The organism is Pseudomonas urethralis, assembly GCF_021602465.1.
GTDB classification, from domain to species: domain Bacteria; phylum Pseudomonadota; class Gammaproteobacteria; order Pseudomonadales; family Pseudomonadaceae; genus Aquipseudomonas; species Aquipseudomonas vlassakiae.
This window is the reverse complement of record NZ_BQIJ01000014.1, coordinates 96862-119501: the sequence shown is the minus strand read 5'-3', so window position 1 is coordinate 119501 and position 22640 is coordinate 96862. Positions and strand designations below refer to the sequence as shown.

At 64.1% G+C, this 22640-nt stretch carries 18 protein-coding genes and 1 pseudogene; 9 read left to right on the top strand and 10 right to left on the bottom strand.

Annotated elements, in window-relative coordinates; translation table 11 throughout:
- Positions 1-3: 3 nt before the first annotated feature.
- The 7 genes from cyoB to L6D64_RS20820 all read right to left on the bottom strand — a co-directional run bounded on the left by cyoB (position 4) and on the right by L6D64_RS20820 (position 9174).
- Positions 4-1977: a cytochrome o ubiquinol oxidase subunit I gene (gene cyoB / locus L6D64_RS20850; RefSeq protein ID WP_176509237.1), complete on the bottom strand. Its 1974-nt coding sequence runs from the start codon at positions 1975-1977 to the stop codon at positions 4-6.
- Positions 1978-1982: 5 nt separating this feature from the next.
- Positions 1983-2906 carry a ubiquinol oxidase subunit II gene (gene cyoA, locus L6D64_RS20845; protein WP_176509238.1) on the bottom strand — a complete coding sequence of 308 codons (924 nt, stop codon included), beginning with the start codon at positions 2904-2906 and terminating at the stop codon, positions 1983-1985.
- Positions 2907-3134: 228 nt separating this feature from the next.
- A complete protein-coding gene (locus L6D64_RS20840; protein WP_176509239.1) occupies positions 3135-4460 on the bottom strand; it encodes an MFS transporter in 1326 nt (441 codons plus the stop codon).
- 162 nt (positions 4461-4622) lie between these two features.
- A complete protein-coding gene (locus L6D64_RS20835; protein WP_176509240.1) occupies positions 4623-6293 on the bottom strand; it encodes an FAD-dependent oxidoreductase in 1671 nt (556 codons plus the stop codon).
- Positions 6294-6327: 34 nt separating this feature from the next.
- The gene (locus tag L6D64_RS20830) at positions 6328-6648 is read right to left on the bottom strand and encodes an NIPSNAP family protein (RefSeq protein ID WP_176509241.1); all 321 of its coding nucleotides are present in this window, start codon (positions 6646-6648) and stop codon (positions 6328-6330) included.
- Complete coding sequence (locus L6D64_RS20825) at positions 6633-8360, bottom strand: FAD-dependent oxidoreductase (protein WP_176509242.1); 1728 nt, start codon at positions 8358-8360, stop codon at positions 6633-6635. Before L6D64_RS20825 ends, L6D64_RS20830 begins: the two co-directional genes overlap by 16 nt.
- A gap of 4 nt (positions 8361-8364) precedes the next feature.
- Positions 8365-9174, bottom strand: a complete 810-nt coding sequence (locus L6D64_RS20820; RefSeq protein WP_176509243.1) for a shikimate dehydrogenase family protein — start codon at positions 9172-9174, stop codon at positions 8365-8367.
- Positions 9175-9319: 145 nt separating this feature from the next.
- Between L6D64_RS20820 and L6D64_RS20815 the strand changes: the two genes are divergently transcribed.
- The gene (locus L6D64_RS20815) at positions 9320-10090 is read left to right on the top strand and encodes an IclR family transcriptional regulator domain-containing protein (RefSeq protein WP_176509244.1); all 771 of its coding nucleotides are present in this window, start codon (positions 9320-9322) and stop codon (positions 10088-10090) included.
- 35 nt (positions 10091-10125) lie between these two features.
- Here the strand turns inward: L6D64_RS20815 and L6D64_RS20810 are convergent, their stop codons facing one another.
- Positions 10126-10536, bottom strand: coding sequence for a PA0061/PA0062 family lipoprotein (locus L6D64_RS20810; protein WP_176509245.1), 411 nt, complete (start codon positions 10534-10536; stop codon positions 10126-10128).
- A gap of 171 nt (positions 10537-10707) precedes the next feature.
- Between L6D64_RS20810 and L6D64_RS20805 the strand changes: the two genes are divergently transcribed.
- The 6 genes from L6D64_RS20805 (at position 10708) to L6D64_RS20780 (ending at position 18282) form a co-directional block, all read left to right on the top strand.
- On the top strand, positions 10708-13905 hold the full coding sequence (locus L6D64_RS20805) for an efflux RND transporter permease subunit (protein WP_176509246.1): 3198 nt from the start codon (positions 10708-10710) through the stop codon (positions 13903-13905).
- The gene (locus L6D64_RS20800; RefSeq protein WP_176509247.1) at positions 13898-15064 is read left to right on the top strand and encodes an efflux RND transporter periplasmic adaptor subunit; all 1167 of its coding nucleotides are present in this window, start codon (positions 13898-13900) and stop codon (positions 15062-15064) included. Before L6D64_RS20805 ends, L6D64_RS20800 begins: the two co-directional genes overlap by 8 nt.
- A complete protein-coding gene (locus L6D64_RS20795) occupies positions 15048-16472 on the top strand; it encodes an efflux transporter outer membrane subunit (protein WP_176509248.1) in 1425 nt (474 codons plus the stop codon). Before L6D64_RS20800 ends, L6D64_RS20795 begins: the two co-directional genes overlap by 17 nt.
- 89 nt (positions 16473-16561) lie before the next feature.
- Positions 16562-16966, top strand: a complete 405-nt coding sequence (locus tag L6D64_RS20790) for a DUF2251 domain-containing protein (RefSeq protein ID WP_176509249.1) — start codon at positions 16562-16564, stop codon at positions 16964-16966.
- A gap of 35 nt (positions 16967-17001) precedes the next feature.
- Positions 17002-17634, top strand: coding sequence for an HAD family hydrolase (locus L6D64_RS20785; RefSeq protein ID WP_176509250.1), 633 nt, complete (start codon positions 17002-17004; stop codon positions 17632-17634).
- Positions 17635-17781: 147 nt separating this feature from the next.
- Positions 17782-18282: a glycine zipper domain-containing protein gene (locus L6D64_RS20780; protein WP_176509251.1), complete on the top strand. Its 501-nt coding sequence runs from the start codon at positions 17782-17784 to the stop codon at positions 18280-18282.
- 24 nt (positions 18283-18306) lie between these two features.
- On the opposite strand, the pseudogene L6D64_RS20775 reads toward L6D64_RS20780, so the two are convergent.
- A pseudogene (locus tag L6D64_RS20775) lies at positions 18307-18536 on the bottom strand (CAP domain-containing protein); the annotation flags it as partial.
- Between the two features lie 103 nt (positions 18537-18639).
- Between L6D64_RS20775 and L6D64_RS20770 the strand changes: the two are divergent.
- Both L6D64_RS20770 and chrA read left to right on the top strand, forming a co-directional pair.
- Complete coding sequence (locus tag L6D64_RS20770) at positions 18640-19581, top strand: chromate resistance protein ChrB domain-containing protein (RefSeq protein WP_176509252.1); 942 nt, start codon at positions 18640-18642, stop codon at positions 19579-19581.
- Complete coding sequence (chrA, locus tag L6D64_RS20765) at positions 19574-20944, top strand: chromate efflux transporter (protein ID WP_176509253.1); 1371 nt, start codon at positions 19574-19576, stop codon at positions 20942-20944. The genes L6D64_RS20770 and chrA overlap by 8 nt, the downstream gene beginning before the upstream one ends.
- Positions 20945-21009: 65 nt before the next feature.
- Here the strand turns inward: chrA and L6D64_RS20760 are convergent, their stop codons facing one another.
- Entirely contained in the window at positions 21010-22509 is a 1500-nt protein-coding gene (locus L6D64_RS20760) for a sensor domain-containing diguanylate cyclase (protein WP_176509254.1), read from the bottom strand.
- Positions 22510-22640 lie beyond the last annotated feature (131 nt).

The window sequence follows — 22640 nt, the reverse complement described above, 5'->3', positions numbered from 1 at the left end:
GGATCAGGCCTCCGCCATCAGTTGGCGCCGTTCGGTTTCCACGCGTTCGACTTCCTCGGCTGTCACGTAGTACTCGGTATGCTGGTCGTAGCTGCGCACGATCAATGCTGCCACCGTGGCCAGCAGGCTGGCGATCACCAGCCACCAGATGTGCCAGACCAAGGCGAAGCCCAGCACCGTGCTCAACGCGCCGATCACCACCCCCAAGCTGGTGTTGCAGGGCATGTGAATCTTGCGGAAATCCGCCTCGATCAGGGTCTTGACCCCGCGTTCCTTCATGCCCCAATAGGCGTCGATGCCGTGTACTACCGGTTGCTCGGCGAAGTTGTAGAACGGCGGCGGTGACGCAGTGGCCCATTCCAGCGTGCGGCCGTCCCAGGGGTCGCCGGTGTGGTCGCGGTTTTCGTGGCGCTTGCGGATGCTCACGACCAGCTGCATCAGCTGGCAGGCCACGCCGCAGAGGATGATCAGCACGCCGACCATCTCCAGTAGCAGGAACGGCCGCCACTCGGGCACGTTGAAATGGTTCAGGCGCCGGGTCATGCCCATGAAGCCGAGAAAGTACGACGGCATGAAAGCGAAATAGAACCCCACCAGCCAGCACCAGAACGCAGCGCGCCCCAGCGGGTCGTAGAGTTTGAAGCCGAACGCCTTGGGGAACCAGTAGGTCAGCCCGCACATGTAGCCGAATACTGCGCCACCGATGATCACGTTATGAAAGTGCGCGATCAGGAACAGGCTGTTGTGTAACAGGAAGTCGGCGCCTGGCACGGCCAGCAGCACGCCGGTCATGCCGCCGATGCTGAAGGTGACGATGAAGCCGACGGTCCACAGCATCGGTGTCTCGAAGCGCACCCGCCCGCGGTACATGGTGAACAGCCAGGTGAAGATCTTCACCCCCGTGGGTACGGCGATGATCATGGTCATGATGCCGAAGAATGCGTTCACGTTCGGCCCGGCACCCATGGTGAAGAAGTGATGCACCCAGACGATGAACGACAGCACGGTGATGACGATGGTCGCCCATACCAGCGAGTAATAGCCGAACAGCCGCTTGCGCGAGAAGGTCGAGGCGACTTCCGAGAAGATGCCAAACGCCGGCAGAATCAGGATATACACCTCGGGGTGGCCCCAGGCCCAGATGAGGTTGATGTACATCATCGGGTTGCCGCCCAGCTCGTTGGTGAAAAAATGCATCCCCAGGTAGCGATCGAGGCTGAGCATGAACAAGGTGGCGGTCAGGATGGGGAATGCGGCCAGAATCAGGATCGAGGTGCACAGCACCGTCCAGGTGAACACCGGCATGCGGAACAGCGTCATGCCCGTGGTACGCATCTTGAGGATGGTGACCAAGAAATTGAGCCCCGTCAGCAAGGTGCCTATCCCCGATATCTGCAGTGACCAGATGTAGTAGTCCACGCCCACTCCGGGGCTGTAGGCGATGCCGGATAAAGGCGGATAGGCGACCCAGCCGGTGCGGGCGAACTCACCAATGCCCAGTGAGAGGTTGACCAGCACCGCGCCGGAAACGAACAGCCAGAAGCTCACCGCGTTGAGGAACGGGTAGGCCACGTCGCGGGCGCCGATCTGCAACGGCACCACAATGTTCATCAGGCCGACCACGAACGGCATGGCCATGAAGAAGATCATGATCACGCCGTGGGCGGTGAAGATCTGGTCATAGTGCTCTGGCGGCAGATAGCCGGGCGAACCGTCCGAAGCCATGGCCTGCTGGGTACGCATCATCAACGCGTCGGCGAAACCGCGCAGCAGCATCACCAGGGCGACGACGATGTACATCACGCCGATGCGCTTGTGGTCGACCGAGGTAAACCACTCCTTCCACAGGTAGGTCCATTTGCGCTTGAAGGTGATGGCTGCGACCCCGCCGAAGCCGATCAGCCCGACCACCGCAAGGGTATACATGATGATGGGCTCGCCGAGGGGGATGGCATCCCAGGTCAGTTTTCCGAACATGTGCCTCACTCCTTGCTGCCTTGCGGCGATTGACCCTGAGGGGCGCCCAGGCGCTCCTCGACCTCGCGGGACCGGTTGACACCCTGGTACTTGTCGATCAGCGACTGGAACAGCCCGGCATCGACCGCAGCGTAATGCTCTACCGGGTGAGCGACGCTGGGTTTGGCCAGCTGCGCATAGCGGCTCTGATCGAGCTGGCGTTGCGAGCTGCGCACCTTGGCCACCCAGGCATCGAAACCGGCCTGGTCGAGTGCAAGGGCATTGAAGTGCATGTCGGAGAAGCCGGGGCCGTTGTAGTTGGCGGCGATACCGGTGTAGCGCCCCGGCGCGTTGGCAATCAGGTGCAGCTGGGTCTGCATGCCGGCCATCGCGTAGATCTGCCCACCCAGTGCAGGGATGAAGAACGAGGTAATGGCGCCATCGGAGGTCACCCGGAAATCCACGGGTGTGTCCACCGGCATGGCCATTTCATTGACCGTGGCGATACCCAGTTCGGGGTAGACGAACAGCCACTTCCAGTCCGTGGCGATGACCTGCACCTTGACCGGCGCCTTGTCGGCATCGAGTGGGCGGTACGGGTCGAGCGCGTGGGTCGAGCGCCAGGTGACGACCCCGAGCACGATGATAATGACCAGCGGCACGCCCCAGACCACGGCCTCGATTGCGCGCGAGTGGCTCCATTCGGGCGTATAGCGCGCCTTTTCGTTGGAGGCGCGGTAATGCACGGAAAACACCAGCGCCATGACCATGACCGGGACGACCACCAGCAGCATCAACAGCGTGGCCAGGATGATCAGATTGCGTTGTTCCAGCCCGACCTGGCCCTTTGGGTTGAACAGCACCATATCGCAGCCCGTAAGCTGTAGCGTGATGATGCCCAGCATCAGCAGCCCGATGAGTCGTGCGGCTGTGGAAGTTCCCTTTACCATGCGCCCGGTCCCGTAATTGTTGCCGAATGTTTTGTTGTGCTGAGTTAGAAGGAGGTCCGGAGCATGAAGGTTGTATGTAAATCAGTTAATCACGACGAACGGCGGTCTGACGCCGCTTGCCCGGTTCAGGGCTGGGTACCGGTTCGCCCGGGTTCGATACCTGCGCTAACCGGGCAGGCATGAAAAAGGGGCCCGCCAAGGCCCCTTCGAGGTCAGTGAAACCCGCCCTTATCGGGCTTCGACCTTGCGCGGTGCCATGAAGTACATCCAGGTCAGCGCCAGGAAGTACATGGCCGGGATCATGGTGAACAGCACGGCATAGTTATTGTTCGTCGCCATCAGCACACTGCCGACGATCTGCGTCATGAACATCCCGCCTATCGCTGCGCACATGCTGGCGAAGCCGAACACCGTGCTGATCAGGTGCTTGGGTGTGTAATCCATCACCAGGCTCCAGATGTTGGCGGTCCAGGCCTGGTGCGCGCCGACTGCCAGGGCGATGGCCAGCACCGCGATCCACAGGCCGCTGGCATGGGCGGCAAAGGTCACGCTGACCATGGTGCAGGCGAAGATCAGCATCGACACCAGGCGTGCCGTGGTGGCGCGCACGCCGCGGCCGATCAGCCACGAGGAAAGGATGCCGCCGCCGATACTGCCGAAGTCCGCGGTCAGCCAGATCAACATCAGCGGGATGCCCATCTGGGTGACGCTGATGCCCAGGCTGTATTGCTGGTTGAGAAACGGTGGCAGCCAGTACAGGTAGAACCAGAACACCGGCGCGGTGATCGCATAAGCCACGGCGAAGGCCCAGGTGCCACGCATGCCGAGGATACGGCTGAAGGGCAAACGCGCGACTTGCGGCTCAACGTCTTGCAGGATGTAGTCGAGTTCGCTCTGGCGCACGCTGGGGTGTTCTTCCGGGTTGAAGTACTTCAGGCCCCAGAACACCAGCCAGACCAGGCCCAGGCAACCCATGGCAATGAATGCGGCCTGCCAGCCCCAGACTGTGAGGATCAGCGGCAGCAGGGCCGGAGTGACCATGGCGCCGACGTTGGTGCCTGCGTTGAACAGCCCGGTGGCGATGGCGCGTTCGCCGGCAGGGAACCACAGGCGCACGGTCTTCACGCAGGCCGGGTAGTTGGCCGCTTCGGTCAGGCCGAGGATGAAGCGGCAGACCATGAAACCGGCCGCCGAGGTGGCCAGGCCGTGGGCACCGGTGGCCAGGCTCCACAGCAGCACGGCGGCGAAGAAGGCACGCTTGACGCCGACCTTGTCGATCAGCCGGCCCTGCAGCACGAAGCCGACGGCATAGCCGACCTGGAACCAGAAGTTGATGTTGGCATAGTCCATCGCCGTCCAGCTCATGGCCTTGGCCAGTTCCGGCTGCATGATGCCGAGCGCGGCGCGGTCGATGTAGTTCAGGGTGGTAGCGAAGAACACCAGGGCGAGCATGCCCCAACGGGTCTTGCCGACGGCGAAGGCGCCACGGATCTTGTCGCCGATGCCGGCGCAGGGCAGCCGTGAGCTGGCGGTTGTGAGCTTGGAGTGATTCATATCCGGGTCGTTTCTTGAAATTGTAATGGACGGCTTTTTCTCGAACGTGACCTGGCCCCAGGCAGGGGGTACACGCAAGGCCGGTGCATGGTGAGCAGTGAATCGGCGAGCGTCAATTCAGGGGAGGGGGCTATTGTTCGGTAACCGAACAATAGCGCGTGCTCACGGGCAGCTCAGCGCCTTGCCCGCCAAGTAGCCGAAGGTCATGCCCGGCCCCAAGGTGATACCGCCACTAGGATAATGCCCGGCCATCACGCTGTGCATGTCGTTGCCGACCGCGAACAGGCCGGGTATCGGCTGTTGCGTATGATCGAGCACGCGTGCCGAGGCATCGGTGCACAGGCCGACAAAGGTACCGAGGCTGCCAGGTAGCAGTTTCACCGCATGAAAAGGACCGTACAGCAAGGGGCGCAGCGAAGGGTTTGGCCCATGCAGCGGTTCGCCCTGGGCTTTGTTGTAGGCCGAGGCGCCGCGCTGGAAGGCCGGGTCTTCGCCGAGCGCGGCGTGCCGATTGAAGTCGGCCACGGTGCGCTGCAGTTGCGTGGCATCGATACCGCAGCGCTGCGCCAGTTCTGCCAGGGACTGGCCGCTGAACAGGTAGCCGCGGCGCCGATAGAAGCCTGTCGGGAAAGGGAACGGCTTGGCCCAGCCGATACCGTAGCGTCGCTGTGCGGCATGGTCGCAGATCAGCCAGGCTTCGTGCGCTTCGCCCGCTGGCGTGGCGGCAAACAGCGCATTCATGAAATCGTGGTAGCAGTCCGCTTCGTTGACGAAACGTCGGCCATTGCGGCGCACGGCGATGAAGCCAGGCTTGGCGCGGTCGATCAGGTGCGGGAAGTGGCCAACGCTGCCGTCACGGCGTGGCACCCGGGAAACCGGTGCCCAGGCGCCTGCCTGCACCAGCGTGCCGAGCTGGGCCCCGGCCTGTTCGCCGAGGTTCAGGCCATCACCGCTGTTCTCTGGCGGCGCCGCCGAGTGATGCTGTGTGCCATCGGGCGCGTGGGGCATCAGCTGGGCGATGCGTCGGCGATCATGGGCAAACCCGCCACAGGCCAGGACCACGCCACGGCGTGCCCGGACCACCCAGCCATCGGCGAACTGCGCGCCGTCGATGCGCCCATCGCCGAGCAAGCGGACAGCCGCTTTGTCGGTGAGCACTGTCACGCCAAGGTCCAGGGCACTGCGCAACAGGCGGGCAACCAGGGCGTTGCCGTTGACCAGCTGCAGGCCGCGCCGATGCAGCAGCAGGTCGCGACCATGGCGCAGCAGGCGCTTGGCAACGTGCAAGGCCGCTCGCGGCGAGCGGCGGGCATTGAAGAAGGCGGCCATGTCGGCACCCCCGGCGATGCCCATGCCCGCCAGGCTGACGATGTCCAGCGGCGGGCGCAGCGTGTGTAGCCATGGGCCAAGCAACCGACCGTCGAACGGCAGCGCGCACAGCGAGCGCCCGCCGCTCGCGCTGCCATCGCCTCCCTGCATGTCGGGCATCTTGCTGCCGGACTGGAACTGCACGGCAGTGTGCTGCTGGAAGAACGCCACCATTTCCGGGCCATGGCGCAGGAAGGCTTGCTGGCGAGGGTCCAGTTCGGTGACGTGGGTCTGGGCACGCAGGTAGCGTTCCGGGGCGTCGTCGCCTTCGACGATGCCTTCGGCAACCGCCAGCGGGTTGCGTGGAATCCACAGCCAGCCCCCCGACCACGCGCTGGTGCCGCCAAGCTGGCTGGCCTTTTCCGCGACAATCACCCGCAGGCCGTGATGCGCGGCGGTAACGGCAGCTGCCAGGCCAGAGGCACCGGAGCCGATGACAAGTACGTCACAATCGAGGGGTTGCATGCTGGGGGCCCGCTCAGGTTAGGGAAGGGGTCATTCATTGCAGCGGTGAAAAGCCGGTAGGGCGCAGCAGCCGCGAGTGCAGCTGCAGCACCGCGCCCAGCTCCCGATTGCGCCGCGAGAACTCCGCCCAGCGCGGGTCGGCGGCCATTGCGGCACGGCGTGCCATGCGCTCGTCGAGGCTGGGATAGGCCCACAGGTGCACCACCTGGTTGACCTCGCCGAATTCGCTGGTGAAGAAGCCCACCAGGTTGCCCAGGTGCTCGCGCTGCACCGCCAGCGCATGGCTCTGGTACAGCGCCAGCCAGTCGGCCATCTTCAGCGGGTCGAGGGTGTAGGTTCTCAGTTCGTAGTACATGCGGGTTTCTCCTGGTGGCTGGCTGGCGCCTGCAGGCGCTCGACGATATGGCTGGCAGCGATCCAGCCGAAGGTCAGGGCGGGGCCCAGGGTGATTCCGGGGCCGGGGTAGGTGCCGTTCATCATTGAATTCATGTCGTTGCCCACCGCATACAGCCCGGCAATCGGTGCGCCGCTGCGGTTCAGCACGTTGGCATTGGCGTCGGTCACCAGGCCGCGCGCCGAGCCGAGGTCGCCGGTATGGAGGCGGATGGCGTAGTACGGCGCCTTGGTCAGCGGAGCCAGGCACGGGTTGGGCTGGTGCTGAGGGTCGCCCATGTAGCGGTTGTAGCTGTTGCCGCCTTTGCCGAATGCACGGTCGATGCCGTTGCGCGCGTCGGCATTGAAGTGCTCAAGTGTCTGCAGCAACGCTTGCGCATCGACGCTGATGGCCGCAGCCAGGGCGGGCACGCTGTCGGCGCGCAGCAGGTAGCCGGCGGCAATCAGTGCCGAATTGTCCACCGGCTTGGGCCGCGCCAGGCCCAGGCCGTAACGGTTCATCGCCTCGGCGTCGCAGATCAGCCAGCAATGGCCGATGCCGTTGGCGAACAGGGTCTGCACGAAGTGGTGATAGGAGTTGGCTTCGTTGACGAAGCGCCGCCCGGCCGGGTCGACCGCGATCACCCCAGGCTTGGCACGGTCGGTGACCAAGTGCGGAAAGCGCTCGTGTTGGCCATTGGCATGCTGCAGCTCGGACACTGGCGCCCAGAAGAAATTGGCCGCCAGGCCTTCGCCCTGGGCTGCCGACACCGCCTCGCCAAGGCGCAGCGCGGCGCCGTCGTTGGTGGGCGGCGACATGCTCAGGTGTGGCGCTGAGGTATCCGGACGGTAACCTGCCGCCAGCTGCCCGGCAGCAAAGCCGCCCATGGCACAGACCACCCCACCGCGGGCCTGCACCCGTATCCGTCGGCCCTCGCGCTGCACGATCACGCCGGTTACCACGCCGCGTTCGACGATCAGCGCTTGTGCTTCGCTGCGCAGCCAAAGTGTCGTGCCGTCGGCGAAGGCACTGCTGGCCAGGCGGGCGATCAGGGCGTTGCCGGTGGTCAGGCGGGTCCCCCGCGGGTGCTTCAGGCGATCCCGTGCGTAGCGTGCCATCAGCTTCAGGCAGTGCCACAGCGAGGCGGGCGAGCGGCGCAGGTTGAGAAAGTGCTGGATGTCGACGCGGTTGACCATCATGCCACCGAACAACAACATGCCCGGCGGCGGCATTTTCAGGTCCTTGAAGCGCGGACCGAGATGGCGTCCGTCGTACTCGACCATTTCCAGGGCGCGGCCGAACTCGGTAGCGCCAGGCGCGTCGGGGTAGTAGTCGGGCGAATGCGGGCGCAGGCTGTAACGCAGTTCGGTGTGGTGCTCCAGCCAGCGCAGGGCCTGCTGGCCCCGGTCGATGAAGGCGTCCACCAGCGCGGGGTTGTAACCTGCGCCGATGATGGCCTTCAGGTAGGTGCGCAGGGCCTCGGGGGAATCCTTGGCCCCGGCGGCCCGTGCCTGATCGCTGCCGTAGATCCACACCGCACCGCCGGAGATTGCCGAGGTGCCGCCGAAGTGCTCGGCCTTTTCCACCACCAGCACCTTCAGCCCGTGGCGGGCAGCCGTGGCGGCCGTGGCGAACCCTCCGGCACCGCTGCCGAGCACCACCAGGTCGAACACGGCTTGTTCGCTAGTGTTCATGGTTTCAGATCTCCAGCGGGGTGGCGCCCATGAAGGCGCCAAGGTGGCCCAGTTGGGCGAAGGCCATCTGGGCGCCGGTCTGGATCGGGCAGCCGCGTTCACGCGCCTTGTGCAGCAGCGGGGTAATTTCTGGCGAAGTGACCACGTCGGCCACCAGCGTGCTGGCTTTCAGGGTCTCCAGCAGTGTCACCGGCAGCGGCAGATCGCCGCTGTTGCCCATGCCGACGGGCGAGGCGTTGACGACCAGGTTGAAGTCCTCCAGCGAGTGGTATTCGGTGGCGATTGCCAGTGCCGGGAAGGCACTGCCGAGCACTTCTCCCAGCGCTCCGACGCGTTCGGCGCACGGGTCGCTGAGGGTGATCTGGCCAAGGCCCGCTTCACCCAGCGCATAGGCAATGGCACTGCCGACCCCGCCACAGCCCACCACCAGCGCACGCTTGCCGTTGGCCACAAAGCCTTGTTGGCGGGCAGCGCCGAGGAAACCCGCGCCATCGACGTTGTCGCCAACCAGGCGCCCGTCACCTTCGCGGCGGATCACGTTGACCGAACCCAGTGCCTGGGCGCGTGCGCTGAGCCTGTCCAGTCGCGCGGCCAGGGCTTGCTTGTACGGCACGGTGACCACGCAGCCGCGTACATTGCGCCAACCGCGCAGGGTGTCGACGAAGGCATCCAGCGCGGCTTCCTGCAGGTCGATGGGAAGCATCGCCAGGTCGCGGGCGTTGTTGGCGAACCAGGTATTGAAGTTTTCCGGCGACTTCACCTGAGCAATAGGCGAACCGACGATGGCGACCAGTTCGGTTGAACCTCGGATCATGCTGACCTCCTTCATGACTGTTGTTGTGGAGGCAAGCTTGTGGCGAGGCGATTTCATCGACAATGCGCTTATCGGGCATTAGATGCGATAATCGCAGTCATCTTTCGGTAATCGCATCAATAGCCACTTTCCACGAGCCGAACTCATGTCCCAGACCGAGATCCACCTCCGCGACCTGATCGCCGGCCTGCAAAAAGGCTTGGCGCTCATGCAGCTGTTCAGCGCCGAACACCCGCGCCTGAGCGTGCCTCAGGCGGCCAGGCTGTCCGGCTTGACCCCCAGTGCCGCCCGGCGCTTTCTGCTGACGCTGGTGCACGAAGGCTTTGCCGAGACCGACAACCGCCATTACTGGCTGACGCCCAAGGCCCTGCGCCTCGGCCAGGCCTATGTCGACTCGGCGCAGTTGCCACGCATGTTGCGGCCGATCGTCGAGCAGGTGGCGCGGCAGACCCAGGAACATGTGTCGGTGGGCAGCCGTGATGGCGACGAGATCATTCACCTGGTGCGCAGCCGCTACAGCCACATCGCTTCGTTGTCGATCCGCCCCGGGTCGCGGGTGCCGATGTATTGCACGGCAAGTGGCAGGGTCTGGCTGGCGTGGTTGGAGGCGCAGCAGCGCGAGGAATATTTCGCGCGCAACCCGCTGCAGGCGCTGACGCCTTACACGCAGACCGACAGGGTATTGCTGGAGGCGGAGTTGCAGCGGGTGAGGGCGCAAGGCTACAGCATCGTCGATCAGGAATATGAAATCGGCATGCGTGTGCTGGGCGTGCCGCTGCTCGACCGCAGCGGCCAATTGAAGGCGACCTTGACGATTACCACCCATGCGTCGCGGTTGAGCATTGACGAGATGCGCCTGCGCTACCTGGCGACGTTGTATGAGGCGCAGGGGTTGCTCAAACCGGTGCTGGATTGAACATTCCCGTGCGCTGAAAGTTTGAGGCCGATCAACTATCCGGCCATGCAGTCTATATCCGAAGTTTGGGCCAATGGACGATGGGTGCTGCTGTAAAGTGTCAGCATGTATTGTTGCCCAAGGCTACTTTCCACCAAGGTGTAATGTTTGCCGGCTTTGAAGTCCTTATAAGTAATGTTGGCATTGCAGGCACTGCCGTTACTGTCCCCATCACCCTCGACATACAGTGTGCTGCCCAGCGTATGCTGGCCCTTGGGGACCTCGAAAAAGCGCCCGTCAGCCAGCCGCTTGCCATCCAGTGTCTCGGCCATGAGGGTGGTCGTCGGCTCTTCGCGCAGGCTCACCCATGCCTCGTCTGGAGCGGCCTTGGGCATTGGCCCGGCACAGCCACCCAGCACCCCGAGTGCTCCCAGTAGAGGTATCACTACCCGCCATCTTGTACCCATCTACGACCTCTGATTGCAGCTGCGAATGATTCGCACAGGATGGTCACCAAGCCGCTTCGCTGCAAATGAATATGGCCCTGGATTTTGCTTAAAAAACGTTAATGCAGGTTTAACCGACGCACCTGAAAGTCCGTGGAAGACTGCGCCCCGTTCAACTTTCGGGGGCAGGGTATGCTCGGTCTGGTCAAAACGGCACTTCACAAACCCTACACGTTTCTGGTGTTGGCAATTGTGATCTGCATCGTCGGTCCGTTGGCGGCAGTGCGCACGCCCAGTGATGTGTTTCCCGATATCGGCATACCGGTAATTGCCGTGGTGTGGCAATACGCAGGGCTGGCCCCGGACGCCATGTCGGGGCGGGTCATCTACACCTATGAGCGGGCACTGAGCACCACGGTCAACGACATCGAACACATCGAATCGCAGTCATTGCCGGGCATGGGCATCGTCAAGATCTTCTTCCAGCCCAGTGTCGACATCCGCACCGCCAACGCGCAGGTCACTGCGGTTTCGCAGACCGTGCTCAAGCAGATGCCGGCGGGCATCACGCCGCCGCTGATCCTCAACTACAGCGCCTCGACCGTGCCGATCCTGCAGATGGCCTTCTCCAGCCCGACGCTGTCTGAAGCGCGCATTCGCGACCTGGTGCAGAACAGCATCCGCCTGCCGTTGACTTCGGTACCCGGCCTGTCGATGCCGACCCCGATGGGAGGCAAGCAGCGCCAGATCACCCTCGACCTCGACCCCCAGGCTCTGGCAGCCAAGGGCTTGTCCGCCGAGGACGTGGCCAATGCGCTGGCCGCGCAGAACCAGATCATCCCGGTGGGCACGGCGAAAATCGGCCGCAACGAATTCACCGTCCTGCTGAACAACAGCCCGACGGCCATCGACCAGCTCAACGCGTTGCCGGTCAAGGTCGTCGACGGCGCGCAGATCACCATCGGCCAGGTAGCCCACGTGCGTGACGGGGCGCCGCCACAGACCAATATCGTGCGTGTCGACGGCCGCCGTGCGGTGCTGATGCCGGCGTTGAAGAACGGCAACAACTCGACCCTGTCGATCGTCGACGGCATCCGCGGCATGCTGCCGCGCATCAATGAAACCCTGCCGCCGGAGCTCAAGACCTCGCTGCTCGGCGATGCCTCCACGGTGGTCAAGCAAGCGGTCGGCAGCGTGGCCCGCGAAGGCCTCATCGCCGCCTTGCTGACCAGCGCGATGATCCTGCTGTTTCTCGGCAGCTGGCGCTCGACCCTGATCATCGCCGCGTCCATTCCGCTGGCGGTGCTGTCGGCCATCGCCTTGCTGGCGCTCAGCGGGCAGACCCTCAACGTGATGACCCTCGGCGGCCTGGCGCTGGCCGTGGGCATCCTGGTCGACGACGCGACGGTGACCATCGAAAACATCAACTGGCACCTGGAGCAGGGCAAGTCGGTGCGCCAGGCCATTCTCGATGGCGCCAGGCAGATCGTCGGCCCTGCCTTCGTGGCCTTGTTGTGCATCTGCGTTGTATTTGTTCCGATGTTCATGCTCCAGGGCATCGCCGGATACCTGTTCCGGCCCATGGCATTGGCAGTGATGTTCGCCATGGGGAGCTCTTTTATTCTGTCGCGCACGTTGGTGCCGACCCTGGCCATGTTCCTGCTGAAGCCGCACCGGGTGGAGCAGGGCGAAGGGCGGCACCCCGAGGACGCGTATCTCAATCACCATGAAGGCGACCAGGCGGCCAACCCGCTGGTGCGCCTGCAAGCCGGTTTCGAAGTGGGCTTTTCGCGGCTGCGTGACGGCTACCAAGGGTGGCTCGAACTGGCACTCGCAAACCGCAAGCGCTTCCTGCTTGGCTTCCTCGGCTGCGTGCTGGCCAGCTTTGCCCTGCTGCCGACGTTAGGTGAAGACTTCTTCCCCGAGACCGATGCCGGGGCGATGGCACTGCATGTGCGCCTGCCGCTGGGTACGCGCATCGAAGAAAGCGCGGCGGCCTTCGACCGCATCGAAAGCCGCATCCGCGAAGTGCTGCCGGCAGAGGCGGTGGCGTCGATCATCGACAACATCGGCCTGCCCATCAGCGGCATCGACATGGCCTACAACACCAGCGGCACGGTCGGGCCGCAGGACGGTGACATCCAGATTGCGCTCAAGGCCGGCCAAGGCCCGACCGCCGATTACGTGAGGCGCCTGCGCGAGATACTGCCGGACAGCTTCCCCGGCACCACCTTTGCCTTCCTGCCGGCAGACATCAGCAGCCAGATCCTCAATTTCGGCTCGCCAGCACCGCTCGACGTGAAGATTTCGGGCCCCAACGATGCTGCCAACCGCGCCTACGCCGCCGAAGTGATGCGCCGCCTGCAGCACGTTGCGGGCATCGCCGACCTGCGTCTGCAGCAGTCGGAAAGCTACCCGTCGCTGCAGGTCAACGTCGACCGCAAGCGCGCCGCCGAGCTGGGCATCACCGAGCGCGATGTCACGGCCAGCCTGGGCGCTTCGCTGGCCGGCACCTCGCAGACGGCGCCGACCTACTGGCTCAACCCGGCCAACGGTGTGTCGTACTCCGTGGTTGGCGCCACCCCGCAGTACCAGATGAGCAGCATCGCCCAGCTGGAGGCCCTGCCGATCACCGGCAGCAATGGGCATACCGCCGTGCTCGGCGGCATCGCCAGCCTGGCGCGGACCCACACCGCCGACGTGGTCAGCCACTACAACATCACCCCGACCCTGGACCTGTATGCCAACGTCCAGGGCCGTGACCTGGGCGGCATCGCCGCAGACATCCAGCACGTCATCGACGACACCGCCCAGCTGCGGCCCAAAGGCGCGACCGTGAGCCTGCACGGCCAGGTCAGCGCGTTGCATGAGGCCTTCCACGGCCTGAGCCTGGGCCTGCTGGGGGCCGTGGTGCTGATCTACCTGCTGATCGTGGTCAACTTCCAGTCCTGGATCGACCCGTTGGTGATCATTACCGCCTTACCCGCCGCGCTGGCCGGGATCGTCTGGATGCTGTTCGTCACCGGCACCACGCTGTCGGTACCGGCGCTCACCGGCGCGATCCTGTGCATGGGTGTCGCCACGGCCAACTCGGTGCTGGTGGTGAGCTTCTGCCGCGAGCGCCTGGCGGTGCACGGCGATGCCGTGAAGGCTGCCATGGAAGCCGGTTTCACCCGCTTCCGGCCAGTGCTGATGACCGCCCTGGCGATGATCATCGGCATGCTGCCGCTGGCCTTGTCCCAAGAGCAGAACGCACCACTGGGCCGGGCGGTGATTGGCGGCCTGGTGGTCGCCACCTGCGCGACCCTGTTGTTTGTCCCCGTCGTGTTCAGCCTGGCCCACCGCCGCTCAACCCCTCACGCTGTCGTTGGAGAAAACCTGCATGCCTAGCCGTTCCATCACTGATCGCCGGCGCTTGAAACGCCTGGGGGGCGCCGGCCTGGGTCTCGCTGCCCTGGTGGTTGCACTGGGGGTGTATGCCCGGCAGCACCAGGCCGCTGCGGTGCAGGCGTGGACCGAGAGCCGGGCAACGCCTGCCGTGGTCACCTTTACGCCTTCGATGAATGCCGCCAGCCAGGTCCTCAGCCTGCCGGCCCACCTGCAGGCCTGGAACATGGCGCGGGTCAACGCCCGGGTCAGCGGCTATCTGAAGCATTGGCAGGTGGACATCGGCACGGCGGTCAAGGCCGGCCAGCCGCTCGCTGAAATCGACAGTCCCGAACTCGACCAGCAACTGGCCCAGGCCAAGGCCAGGCTGGCGCAGCATCAGGCCAGTGCGGCGCTGGCGCAGAGCACTGCCGCGCGTTGGCAGCACTTGTTGGCCAGCCATTCGGTATCGCGCCAGGAAGTCGACGAGAAGGTAGCTGCTGCCGCGGTCGCCAGCGCCGATGCGCAGGCCGCCGAAGCGGATTATGCGCGGCTGAAGGACCTGGCGGCGTACAAGGTCATCCGGGCACCGTTCTCCGGCACCATTACCGCCCGCCACGCGCAGGTCGGCCAGTTGATCAAGGCCGACAGCGAGAGTGCCACCTCGCTGTTCGACATCGCCGACACGCGCCGCCTGCGCCTGTACGTGCCGGTGCCGCAGAACTACGCCAGCCAGATTCTGCCCGGCATGCAGGTGCAGTTGTCGGTGCCCGAGCGGCCCGGCGAGCACTTCATGGCCGCGTTGCTGGGCACCTCGACCGCTGTCGACCAGGGGTCGGGCACGCTGCTCGCGCAGTACGCAGTGGATAACAGCAGCGCGGCGTTGCTGCCGGGCGACTACGCCAACGCCCACCTCACCCTGCACAGCAATCCCCAGGCCGTGAGCATTCCCGCCAGTGCGCTGATCTTCAGGGCCCAGGGGCCGCAGGTGGCGGTGCTCGATGGGCAAAGCCACGCGCACCTGCGCAGCATTCACATTGCCCAGGACCTGGGCAGCACGCTGATCGTCGATGGCGGCCTGGGCCTGAAGGACCTGGTGGTGGACAACCCGCCCGATGCCCTGCGTGACAATGATGCGGTGCGCAGCGTAACACCGGGAGGTGGGCATGCGCCTTCGGTTTGAGCGTGGCGGGTTGTTGCTGTGCCTGGCCCTGCAAGGCTGCTCGCTGGCACCCCATTACCAGGCGCCTGTGGTGCAGTTACCGGCGCATTACGGCGAGCGCTCATGTGCCTGGCAGAGGGTGGGTGAGCAAGGGCAGTTGCCCGAGCAATGGTGGAAGCTGTTCGATGACCAACGTCTCGACGCGCTGCAGGCACAGCTTGAGGCATCCAACCCGAACCTGGCCGCGGCGGTGGCGCACTACGATGCCGCCGCAGCCTACGCCCAGGGCCTGCATGGCGGGCTGTGGCCCGAAGCCCGCGCAAGTGCTACACCGGTACGCCAGCGCCAGTCGGATCGCCGGCCGCTGCGCGGTGCTACCCAGCCCTCGATTTACGACAGCGACACCGTCGGCCTGAGCCTGAATCTTGATTTAGACCTGTGGGGCCGGCTGCGCAACCAGGTGGCAGCGGGGGATGCTTCAGCGCAGGCCTCGGCGGACGACCTGGCCGATGCGCGCCTGAGCCTGCAGCGGCAACTGGCGGTGCTCTACGTTCGTGCGCGAGGCCTGGACGCGCAACGCCAGTTGCTCGACCGCGCCGTGGCCGACCGTGCCCGGTTGCAGGCGCTGATTCAGCAGCGCTTCAACGGCAATATCGCCTCGGAGCTTGACCTCGATCGGGCGGCCGCCAGGCTGTCCGAGGCCAAGGCTGCCGTGGATGACGTGGTCGCCCAGCGCACCCTGGCGCAACATGCCATTGCCGAGCTGGTCGGCGCCTTGCCGGGCGAGTTCGCGCTGGCAGCGGACGCTGCACCGCTCAACGTACCGCAAGTACCCGCGCAGTTGCCCGGCTCGTTGCTATTGCGCAGGCCGGATGTGGCCGCCGCCGAGCGTCGCGTATTTGCCGCCAACGCCACGATCGGCGTGGCCCGTGCCGCTTGGTACCCGGACTTCAGCCTGGTGGGGCTGGTGGGTGGGCAGACGCAGGGTAGCGGCAACCTGCTGGCGGCAGCCAATCGCTACTGGGCCATCGGCCCGGTGCTGCAGCTGCCGCTGTTCGACGGCGGCCGTCGTTCGGCCGAGGAGCGCCGGGCCCAGGCCGAGTTCGAGGCGGCGGCGGCGGCTTATCACGGCAAGGTGCTGCTGGCCGTGCGCGAGGTCGAAGACAACCTGGCGCAGGTGCACGACCTTGCCCGGGAAGCGGATGATGTGCGGCAAGCGGCGCAGGCGTCAGGCAGCGCCGAGCAGATTGCCATGGACAGTTATCGGCAGGGCGCGGTCAGCCTGCTGGATGTGCTGACCGCTCAGCTCGATGCGTTGCAGGAGAAGCAGAAGCTTCAGGATCTGCAGACCCGCCAGCTGGAGGCGCGGATCGGGCTGATGGCGGCCTTGGGAGGTGGTTGGGAGGGTGAAAGGAAGGTGCCTGGATGACCCCAAACCAGTGCAGCCCGGTTTTGCTTGCAGCGGGTATCCGTTGCTGGGCATGATCAGGTCTTCTCTCAAAGGAAAGGATCGCCAACATGCCTGCCTATCTTGCTGCGCAGAACGAATTGCTCGTAGGGGACGGCCTGGTAGTCGAGGCGCCGGCCGCGGAAGGGCCCTTCGTCGTGGTGTTCGAGGACGATGAGGACACCGGTTATTTCTACGCCTTGGATACCTCAGGTGCCGGCAACCCGATCCAGAATGCGCTGCACATCTACGACGTGGAAAGCGTCTCGGATCGTGACAAGCCCTCGGAGGTCAAGATTGCCTGGTCAGAAGACCACCGCAAGGCGCTGCTGCTGATCAACGACTACCCCCACGCAGTCTTCGACTTCGAAGCCAAGCAGGGGCATTGCCGTACCGGGTTCCCGTTGCCGATGGACAATGGCTGGTCGCATGCAGGCCACGAATGGGATGACAGCGCACTGCGGCATTTTGCCTGAAGCCCCTTCAGGCCCAGCCAGGGAGGAATCGATGGATGCATGAAACTGTCAACGGCATCGATACGGTGGTATTCGATCTGGGCGGCGTGCTGGTCGACTGGAACCCACGGTATCTGTTTCGCAAGATCTTCGTGGATGACGAAGCGGCGATGGAGGCGTTTCTGGCCAACGTCTGCAACACGGCCTGGAACGAGCGCCAGGACCGCGGCCGGTCATGGGCGGCCGCGATCGAGGAGACCATTGCCGAGCACCCGGCGCACGAGGCGCACATCAGGGCGTATCGCGAGCGTTGGGAGGAAATGCTGGCCGGTTCCATGGACGGCACGGTCCAGGTGCTGGACGAACTGCACGCTGCCGGTGTAAGGCTGCTTGCCTTGACCAACTGGTCGGCAGAGACCTTTCCGCATGCCGAGCAGCGTTTCGCGTTTCTCGAGAAATTCGAAGGGGTGCTGGTGTCGGGCAGGGAAAACCTGATGAAGCCCGAACCGGAGATTTTCCAGTTGCTGCTTCGCCGGTATGAACTCGATCCGTCGCGCACGCTGTTTATCGACGACGTGCAGAAGAACGTGGATGCGGCGAAAGCGCAGGGGATGCAAGCCGTGCGCTTTGTCGACGAGCAGCAGCTGCGTCAGGCGCTGGCGGGCTTTGAACTGCTGAGTGCCAAGTAGCCAAAGACCGTCAAAATGTCGCAAAGTTTCACCCGAAAAACAGTAACTTAGAGAATTTTTGCAAGCCGTGTTACTGGTCGGATTTCCGTTGAAAGCCTCCGTGCAGAGCCTCAGGATCGCCTCGGCATTCCCTTGAGGCTCTCATCCATGAAGTACTCCTCGATTCTCTTGTTGTCACTTGGCCTGTTGAGCGGCGTCGCTTCGGCAGGCGGCAATACCGAAGCAGGCATAGGCGGCGCGCTGGGCGGGGTACTGGGCTCGGTGGTCGGTCAGTCGATCGGCGGCAGCACCGGCTCGGCAATCGGCGCAGGCTTGGGTGGCGCGGCCGGCGGTGCGGTGGGGGCCAACAAGCACAGCCGTGGCGAAGCGGCCATTGGCGGCGCACTGGGCGCCGCCGGCGGCAACGTGGTGGGTCGGCAGATGGGTGGCACTACAGGCAGCATGATCGGTGCAGCAGCCGGTGGCGGCCTGGGCGGTGCCCTGGGTAACCACATGGGCCGCGAATACGACGATGAAAGTGGTCATCGCGGCGGTGGTCGCGACTATGACGATGATGACGACGACCGTGGCTGGCGCCGTCACCATCATGACCGCGGTCATCACTATGGCTGGCGCAAACATCACCGCGACTGGCGCGACGACGACTGATCGGCGCCGAGGTTGGCGCCCCGTTCAAGGCGCGCCGAACAGCATCGTCCAGTACACCCCCTCATCACTGCTCGCATTCGCGACAAAGGCCGCGCCAACCTGGGTGAACATCAGGTTCTTCAGGTTGGCACAATGCCCAGGGCTGGCCAGCCAGCCGGCCATCGCCTGCTCGGGGACCCTTGGCCGGCGGCAATGTTCTCACCGATCTGACGCCCCCGGTAGCCGGCATCCCACGCCCGGTCTGCGGACAAATCAGAAGTAGCGTCCCTGTTTTCAGCACGCTCCAAGAATAAACGTTGCTTTTGGATAAACCTGTATTAATGTAGAAGTAAGTACATTTTTTGTTGAATACTCTACATGCTCCAGTGGTCGCTATTGATCCTTGGGTTGCCGACGGCCAACGCCACCGAGCGAATGCGTGCCTGGAGAACCCTTAAAGCCTCTGGCGCAGCAGTGCTGCGCGATGGCGTATACCTGCTGCCAGAAACTCACGTGGGCCGAGAAACCTTCGAAGCCGTGGAGCGTGATGTACTGGCCAGCAACGGCACAGCGTTTCTGTTCTCGCTGTCTGAACCTGAGGAACGCTTCAGCGGGCTGTTCGACAGGAGCGATGAGTACACCAGGCTGATGGAAGACGTTGCCGGCAGCCGGGCTGAGCTGACGCCGGATAATGCGCTTCACGTTGCACGGCAGGCACGCAAGCTCAGAAAGGCCTTTGGCCAGTTGGCAGCAATCGATTTCTTCCCGGGCCTGCTCAAGGCTCATGCCGACGCGGCCCTGCAAGACCTTGAGACCGCTATCAGCCGGGCGCTGTCCGCCGATGAGCCGCGTGCGCACGACGAAGCCATCACTCGACTCAGCCGCACCGACTACCAGGGACGACGATGGGCAACCCGAAAACGCCCCTGGGTGGATCGGTTGGCCTGTGCCTGGCTGATCCGTCGCTTCATCGACGCTGACGCCCAATTCATCTGGTTGAACCATCCCGGCGACTGCCCAAGCGATGCACTGGGCTTCGATTTTGATGGGGCCAGGTTCAGCCACGTGGGCCAGCGGGTTTCCTTCGAAACCCTCATCGAGAGCTTTGCCGTGCAGCAGCCAGGCCTGGCACGCCTGGCCGGCGTCATTCATTACCTGGATGCAGGCGGCAATCAACCTGCCGAGGCCGCCGGTATCGAGCGTGTCCTCGCAGGCTTGAGAGCGAGCATTGACGATGACGATCAACTGACCGTGGTCGCCGGGGGCATCTTCGATGGCCTGCTGGCGGCTTTTGCAAGTGAGGAATCGCAAAATGGTTGACACCCCCTCAGCAGTAAGCGAGCAGCCGCCATCGCAAGCGACCCGGCAGCCGATCGGCCTGTATGAAGCCTTCCTGTTCTGGCTCAAGTTAGGCTTCATCAGCTTTGGCGGGCCTGCCGGGCAGATCTCGATCATGCACCAGGAGCTGGTCGAACGCAGGCGCTGGATCAGCGAGAAGCGTTTTCTGCACGCGCTGAACTACTGCATGTTGTTGCCTGGCCCCGAGGCCCAGCAGCTCGCCACCTATATCGGTTGGCTCATGCACCGCAGCTGGGGCGGGGTGATTGCCGGCGCATTGTTCGTGCTGCCTTCGCTGTTCATCCTGATCGGCCTGTCCTGGGTCTACGTTGCCTTCGGCGAGGTGCCGGTCGTTGCAGGGATCTTCTATGGCATCAAACCCGCGGTCACCGCGATTGTCGTCCATGCCGCCCACCGGATTGGTTCACGAGCCCTGAAGAATGGCTGGCTGTGGGCCATGGCCGGCGCCTCGTTCGTGGCGATCTTCGCGCTCAACGTGCCGTTCCCGCTGATCGTGCTGGTGGCCGGCATCATCGGCTATGTGGGTGGTCGCTTCGCCCCAGGCAAATTCGTGACCGGTGGCGGTCATGGTGCGGCAAAAGACAGTTATGGCCCGGCGCTGATCGATGACGACACCCCAACGCCGGAACATGCACGTTTCAGATGGGCTCATTTGGTACGCCTGCTGCTGGTCGGCGCAGGGCTGTGGGTGTTGCCCATGGGGTTGCTGACGCTGTCGTTTGGCTGGGACGGCACCCTGACGCAGATGGGCTGGTTCTTCACCAAGGCCGCACTGCTGACCTTTGGCGGCGCCTACGCGGTGCTGCCCTATGTTTATCAGGGAGCGGTGGGGCATTACGGCTGGTTGACCCCCACCCAGATGATCGATGGCCTCGCTTTGGGCGAAACGACGCCAGGGCCACTGATCATGGTGGTCGCCTTCGTCGGCTTCATCGGTGGGTACGTGCATCCGATGTTCGGTGCGCAGCACCCGTTCCTTGCCGGTGCAGTCGCGGCGAGCCTCGTCACCTGGTTCACCTTCCTGCCGTCGTTCATCTTCATCCTTGCCGGAGGCCCGGTGGTGGAATCGACCCACAACGAGATGAAGTTCACTGCACCGCTGACAGGCATCACGGCGGCCGTAGTGGGGGTGATCCTCAACCTCGCCCTGTTCTTCGGCTACCACGTGCTTTGGCCAACGGGCTTCAATGGGGCGTTCGACTGGCCATCCGCAGTGATTGCGCTCAGCGCTGCGATTGCTTTGTTCAGGTTCGGGCGCGGTGTGATCCAGGTGCTGTTCGCCTGCGCACTGGCAGGCCTGGCGGTGCACCTGTTGCGCCTGTGAAACCCGCAGCCGAGCCAAGCGTGTTCTCCCGGCGACCGGCGAGCCGTTGACCTTGGCTGCCGGTTTCAGCCGATGTGCACACCATTGCGGCCTGCACCTTTGGCCTGGTACAGCGCCTGGTCGGCGCGCACGAGCAGGTCGTGGTAGCTGTGCAGTTCACCACCCTGGGTGCAGGCGATGCCAATGCTTACGGTGACCCGGGCAAACGGGCTTTGCTGGTGAGCGATAGGCTCATTGCTCAGGCATTCGAGCATTGCCTGGGCAACAACGGCCGCGCCAGCGCTGTCGGTGCCCGGCAAGATCGCCGCGAGTTCCTCGCCGCCATAACGGGCCAGCAGATCGGGCGGGCGACGCATGCAGGCTGCCAGCCGTTTGGCCACCTGTTGCAGGCAGGCATCACCCGCCGGGTGGCCGTAGGTGTCGTTGTAGCGTTTGAAGTGGTCGATATCGATCATCAGCAGGCTCAGCGAGCCAGCGCTGCGCTGGGCCCTGCCTGCCTCCTGGGCCAGGGCCTGGTCGAAACTGCGGCGGTTGGCCAGCCCGGTCAAGGGGTCGTGCATGGCCAGGCGTTCAAGCTGCTGGTTGCTGTCGAGCAGCTGTTGCTGGGCCACCCGCAGGTCATCCTCGGCCAGGTTGCGTCGGCGCATGGCGCGGATCAGCAGCCAGCCGATGGTGCCGGTCAGGCCCAGCAGCGCGCACACCACCAGCACCGACAGTTGTGCCTCCATCCGCCAGGCTGCCAGGGCTTCATGCTGCCCCAGGGCGACGGTTGTCACTAGCGGCAGCTGGTCGCTCCTGCGAAACGCATACAGGCGCTCGACACCGTCCAGGCTGGAGGTGAACGAGGCGGTACCGACCGTTTTGTCGACCAGGTACTTGGTGTAGATCGGCGATTGGGAGAAGTTGCGCCCCATGTCCTGCTCGCGAAACGGGTAGCGCACCAGCAATGTGCCGTCGGTATAGGTCAGCCCGATGGCGCCATCCCGGCCGACGTCGATCTGGCCGAACAGGTGCAGAAAGTTCTCGATCCCCAGCGTGACTGCCACCACGCCGGCGAAATCGCCGTTGGCATCATTGAAGCGACGACTGATGGTAATGACCCATTCCTGGTTGGCGCGGCTGCGGATGGGCGGACCGATGAACGACTCGCGCGAAGGGTCGTCGCGGTGATGGATGAAGTAGGCCCGGTCACTGCTGTTGGCACCGACCGGGATCGGGCGATTGGACGACATCAGCCAGCGCCCGTCCTGCCCGTAGATGGTGATACCGCTCATCTGTGGCATCAGCGATTGTTGCCGGTTGATCAGCTGGCTCAGCCGTTCGATCTGTGCCGGCCCGCTGCCTTCGGTCTCCAGGCGTTCCACCAGGCCGAGCAGGATCATCGAACTTTGCCGCACGATGCCTTCGGAATAGGTGGAAAGCGCCTGGGTGAGGTTCAGGCCATGGGTGTTGATGTCTTCCAGTGCCTGTTCACGAGAAGCCATGACCTTCCATAGCGTCAACGAAGCGAGCGAGCAACCAATGACCGTTAGCAAAAGGACAACGAGGTGAATGTCACGCTTCACGTTAGTACCTGAGAGAAGTCCGGATTTCGACGTTGGCGCTCAATGGCGGAAGGCCATGGCACATAGCCATTCCTGGCATGCAGCAAGAATACCGTGGAGTCGAAGCGAACCGCAGCAGTTATACAACGTGT